At 64.9% G+C, this 3,943-nt stretch carries 8 protein-coding genes; 7 read left to right on the top strand and 1 reads right to left on the bottom strand.

Going from position 1 to position 3,943, the window contains the following annotated elements:
* Positions 1–245: 245 nt before the first annotated feature.
* The 4 genes from E1291_RS39890 (at position 246) to E1291_RS42895 (ending at position 2,027) form a co-directional block, all read left to right on the top strand.
* Positions 246–866, top strand: coding sequence for a hypothetical protein (locus tag E1291_RS39890; protein WP_131743189.1), 621 nt, complete (start codon positions 246–248; stop codon positions 864–866).
* Positions 867–1,096: 230 nt separating this feature from the next.
* Positions 1,097–1,417, top strand: coding sequence for a transposase family protein (locus tag E1291_RS39895; protein ID WP_131743190.1), 321 nt, complete (start codon positions 1,097–1,099; stop codon positions 1,415–1,417).
* On the top strand, positions 1,414–1,869 hold the full coding sequence (locus tag E1291_RS39900) for a hypothetical protein (protein WP_131743191.1): 456 nt from the start codon (positions 1,414–1,416) through the stop codon (positions 1,867–1,869). Before E1291_RS39895 ends, E1291_RS39900 begins: the two co-directional genes overlap by 4 nt.
* Positions 1,866–2,027: a hypothetical protein gene (locus E1291_RS42895; RefSeq protein ID WP_165495528.1), complete on the top strand. Its 162-nt coding sequence runs from the start codon at positions 1,866–1,868 to the stop codon at positions 2,025–2,027. Before E1291_RS39900 ends, E1291_RS42895 begins: the two co-directional genes overlap by 4 nt.
* Before the next feature lie 43 nt (positions 2,028–2,070).
* Here E1291_RS42895 and E1291_RS39905 read toward each other — a convergent pair whose 3' ends face one another.
* Positions 2,071–2,415, bottom strand: coding sequence for a hypothetical protein (locus tag E1291_RS39905; protein ID WP_131743192.1), 345 nt, complete (start codon positions 2,413–2,415; stop codon positions 2,071–2,073).
* Positions 2,416–2,496: 81 nt separating this feature from the next.
* On the opposite strand from E1291_RS39905, the gene E1291_RS39910 reads away from it, so the two are divergent.
* The 3 genes from E1291_RS39910 to E1291_RS43580 form a co-directional block, all read left to right on the top strand.
* Positions 2,497–3,096 carry a TetR/AcrR family transcriptional regulator gene (locus tag E1291_RS39910; RefSeq protein ID WP_131743193.1) on the top strand — a complete coding sequence of 200 codons (600 nt, stop codon included), beginning with the start codon at positions 2,497–2,499 and terminating at the stop codon, positions 3,094–3,096.
* A gap of 83 nt (positions 3,097–3,179) precedes the next feature.
* On the top strand, positions 3,180–3,374 hold the full coding sequence (locus E1291_RS39915) for a hypothetical protein (RefSeq protein ID WP_131743194.1): 195 nt from the start codon (positions 3,180–3,182) through the stop codon (positions 3,372–3,374).
* Between the two features lie 362 nt (positions 3,375–3,736).
* On the top strand, positions 3,737–3,943 hold a 207-nt coding region (locus tag E1291_RS43580), incomplete at its 3' end, for a hypothetical protein (protein ID WP_207401212.1).

Consider the following 3,943-nt stretch of genomic DNA (forward strand, 5'->3'; position numbering starts at 1 on the left):
CCCGCCTGAAACGCATCCAGCATCGGCCCGCACTGCTCAACAGCCTCCTCGCCCACACCCACCTGCAAAGCAGTAACCCCAGCTATTGAAGCTCTCTAGCACCCCACCTGCACCGCAAGCAACCAGAGCGAACCGCGCGTGACCTCGCTCATGCCGCATCCCGACACGCGCTCCTGATCACCGGCGCTCTGACCGAACTCGGAATTCGCAGGCAAGCACTCCGATGGCGGAAGACCGCACGCGACATGGCAGACACGTCCGGAGACCGTTACCTCGCCTCCGTCACCCGTAGCTGGGAGGCGGCAACGCGACTGAGTGATCCTCGCGAAAATCCCGCCGCCCTTCTGAACCTGGCAGAAGAGGCCCGAAGCATCGCGGGTAAGACCCCTTCGCTCTACTCGGCAGTCGTCAAGGCCGAAACCAGCGCCGCAGCAGGCGATCACGCTACCGCAGTCGCCGAACTCCAAGAGGCCGAAGCACTCCTTGAGCGTCCACTCACACCCGACAGGCGCAACCATGAGGGCACTCTGAGGGTGGTTCAGAGCCTTGTCTACTCAATCAATGGCGACGCATCACGCGCCAACAAGGCACAAACAACCGCCCAGAGCCTGTATCGATCGTATGAGTTCCCCTCAATACAGCTCAAACTGCACGAGGCCATCCTCCACGCGCCGACCGACCCGTCTAACGCGCTCAACGAAGCCGTCAAGATAATGCAGGACCTTTCCCCAGAACGGCGGATTGCACGGGTGCGAGTGAACGCCCGGCGAGTCATCAACGCCCTGCCCGGGCCAGCGTGCACCCTCCCCGCAGCCCAAGACCTGCGCACACTGATCTCCGCGCAGAGCCCTGCCACACACCTGTGACCACACAGAGCCCCTTCGATCGCGCGACAAGGCACCTGCGCGAGCCCCGGCAACCTCCCTGCGAGGACAAGGGGTTTTACCCGGTCAGCACCATTGTGGACGGCGAACCACAGGCAACGCCGACCTGCTCCTCTTTCGCATGCCCGGCTTGGGGTTTGTTCGCTGCTGAAGATGCTGACCGGTCTCACCGATCCACGTGACCCGCGCGGCGTCCGGCACCCGCTCATAGCGTGCTGGGGACGGCGGTGGTGGCGACGCCGGCCGGAGCGGCCAACTACCGCGAGCTGGGGTCGGTCGCCGCTGACCTGCCACAACGGTTGCTGCGCCTGCTGGGTGCCCGGTGGGGGCGGGCCCGCTGCCGGTTCACGGCACCGAGCGCAGGCACCCTGCGTCGGGTGCTCATCGGTCTGGACGCCGACGAGCTGGGCCGCGTGGTGCGGACATGGCTGCGTGAGAACGCCACCTGCGATCAGGAAGGGTGGGCGATCGCAGTGGACGGCGAGGACTTGCGAGGATCATGGAACGATGAGGGCCGGCTGATTCGGCCATGACCCATCGGGTACCCGGTCGCCACGCCGTGGTGCTGGGCCAGATCGCCATGCCCGAGGGCATAACCGAGACCACCCAGTGGCACGCTGCTGGCCCCCTGGACATCTGTGGGGCCCTCGTCACCGCCGATGCCGCGCCCATCTGCGTCGAGACCGCCCGCTACCTGGTCGAAGACCGCCACGCCGACTATCTGTTGACCATCAAGGGAAATCGGCCCTCGCTCCATGCGGCGGCCCTGGCCGCCAGCCGTGCGCTGCCGGCCACCGAACCCGGCCATGTGGGCGCGGCCATGGGCGGATCAACCGCTGGACCACCTGGGCCGCCGACACTGGCGAACGTATCGGCCTGCCGTATGCCGCCCGGCCCGCCGTCATCCGGCACAACGCCGCCGACCTGGCCGGACGCCCACACAGCAAGGAAATCACCCTGGTCATCACCGGCCGCGCCAGCATGAGTGCAGCCGACATCTCCGCCCACACCAGCGGCCATTGGACCATCGAAAACCTTGAGCATCGGCCCCTGTCCCTCGGTCTGTTCGCCATCCACGGCATCACCAAGGTCAAACAGACCGTGCAGGCCATCGGCCGCCGCTCATGCGCACCATCCCACTGATCGTAAGCGTCACGGCCACCGATCAACGATCGACTTGGCTGCGTTAGCCGCCCTGTGCGCCCTGACTCGCACTCGCCGGCGTGGCCGGGTTGGAACGGCCAGCGGCGCTGTTCAGCCAGAAGGCGCCGCGAAGGCCATGGAAGGTGGCCATCACATAGGCGCCGATGCTGATGGAGATGGCGGCGGTCCATGGGTGGCTGGGCATATCGGCCCAGAGCACAAAGAGGGCGGTCAGCAGGATTCCGGTCAGGCCCGCGAGTGCGTTGCGCACGGGCGAGTTCCCTAGCACGGTTGGAAATTCCTCGCCGACGAGGCCCTTGATCAGGTGTGGCAGCGCATTGGTGCCCATGAGGCCGGCGAGAAAGCAAAGCGCGATGGTCTGAAACATCATTCCCCATGTTCGGTCTACGGGTGTTGACTGAAACCTAGCACCGGCTCCAGCTCGAGTCAACGGATGTAGACTGAACCGGTGGGTTCCGCACCTGTTTCCCGGGCTGAGCAGCGCCGCCGTACCCAGGATCGGATCCTGGCGGCGGCGCGCAGGTTGTTCGCTGAGCACGGCTATGACCGGACGACGATTCGCGCGATCGCGACCGAGGCGAAGACCGATCCCGGCTTGATCATGAGGTACTTCGAGTCAAAGGAGAAGCTCTTCGCCCGGGTCGCCGTGGTCGACCGGCACGAACCCCTTGGCGGAACCCCCGAGCAGGTCGCTGAACTGCTGCTGGCGGCGCTGAGTGCGAAGATCACGGCGGAGCCGGTCGATGCCCTGGCGGCCCTTCGGTCAATGTTCGCCCACCCCGAGGCCGCCAAGGAAGTGCGCGAGGCGATGCTCGCCGAGCAACGCCAGGCCGCCGAGGTGATACCGGAGGAGGACGCGGACCTGCGGACGGGGTTGATCGGCGCGCTGACGTTGGGGACCGTCATCGCGCGGTACCTGCTGGGCCTGGACGGGCTGCGGGACGCGCCGCCGGACAGGATCATCGCGTTGCTGCGCCCGTCGTTCCACTCGATCGTTCACGGTGATCCAGAGCCCGATCCCCGTGAGCGGTCCCAAGGAGATCGATAGCCGGGTGACCCCGAACGACAATGCCCCGTCGTCCGTCATCGCGGAGCTGTCACCTGGCACGATCACCGACATGAAGGTCATAGGTGGCCACCCTGCACAACCTGGCCCTCAGCCTCTTCCGCACCAATGACACCACCAAGATCAAAAAGACCGCCCAGGCGGCCGGCCACCACCCCATGGACGCCGTCCCGCTGATCACAAAACGTCACCCAACCATCAGCCGTAGTCCGCGGTCACTAACACCCGTGACCTTTGCAAGCCGGTTCCTTTTGTCGTAGGAATAGACGCCGACGTTCCCAGTGACGTTGCTCTTCGACATGTCCCGCAGGCCGGAGTCGTCTCCGGTGGTAATGGAACAGTCCCGACCCTACACATGCTTAACAGCAGCGCCTAGCCGCCCGGGTCGAGGAACTAGCGTCGTGCGCGGCGCCGATATAACGCGAAAGAAGCACCATTCAGGGAACACCCATCGCATATGAGAAAGAGTTCACTTTTCGCCCATTTCGCCTACGCGCCCAGGGGGCCATTGACTGATCTTCTGTAACACCAAGTCCGACGTGGCGAGTAGGTGACATTATTGCAGCGATATTACGTCGACCGAGAGCGGTCGATCAATCAAGTTGTTCGATAACATACATGCATGTGTTCGAGCATGGGACGGGATGACGCGGAGTCGATGTCCACCATGGATTTGGTGGACGCGGCTGCAGGGATCGCGTCCGAGCTCGCTTGCCGTGACGCGCCCGACAGTGGTGCGGTGTGCATGGAGTTGGCCGAGAGTCTGGGCCGGACGGTGGATCTGTGCGAGAGCGCCCTGTCGGGCCTGGTCGCCCGAGTCGATGTCACC

Source organism: Actinomadura roseirufa, assembly GCF_900659635.1.
Classification (GTDB): Bacteria; Actinomycetota; Actinomycetes; order Streptosporangiales; family Streptosporangiaceae; genus Spirillospora; species Spirillospora roseirufa.

Bases quoted from the DNA above. Each gene is read 5' to 3' on its own strand.
- E1291_RS39890 (WP_131743189.1), top strand. From the start codon at position 246: ATGGCAGACACGTCCGGAGACCGTTACCTCGCCTCCGTCACCCGTAGC.
- E1291_RS39900 (WP_131743191.1), top strand. From the start codon at position 1,414: ATGACCCATCGGGTACCCGGTCGCCACGCCGTGGTGCTGGGCCAGATC.
- E1291_RS42895 (WP_165495528.1), top strand. From the start codon at position 1,866: ATGAGTGCAGCCGACATCTCCGCCCACACCAGCGGCCATTGGACCATC.
- E1291_RS39905 (WP_131743192.1), bottom strand. From the start codon at position 2,415: ATGTTTCAGACCATCGCGCTTTGCTTTCTCGCCGGCCTCATGGGCACC.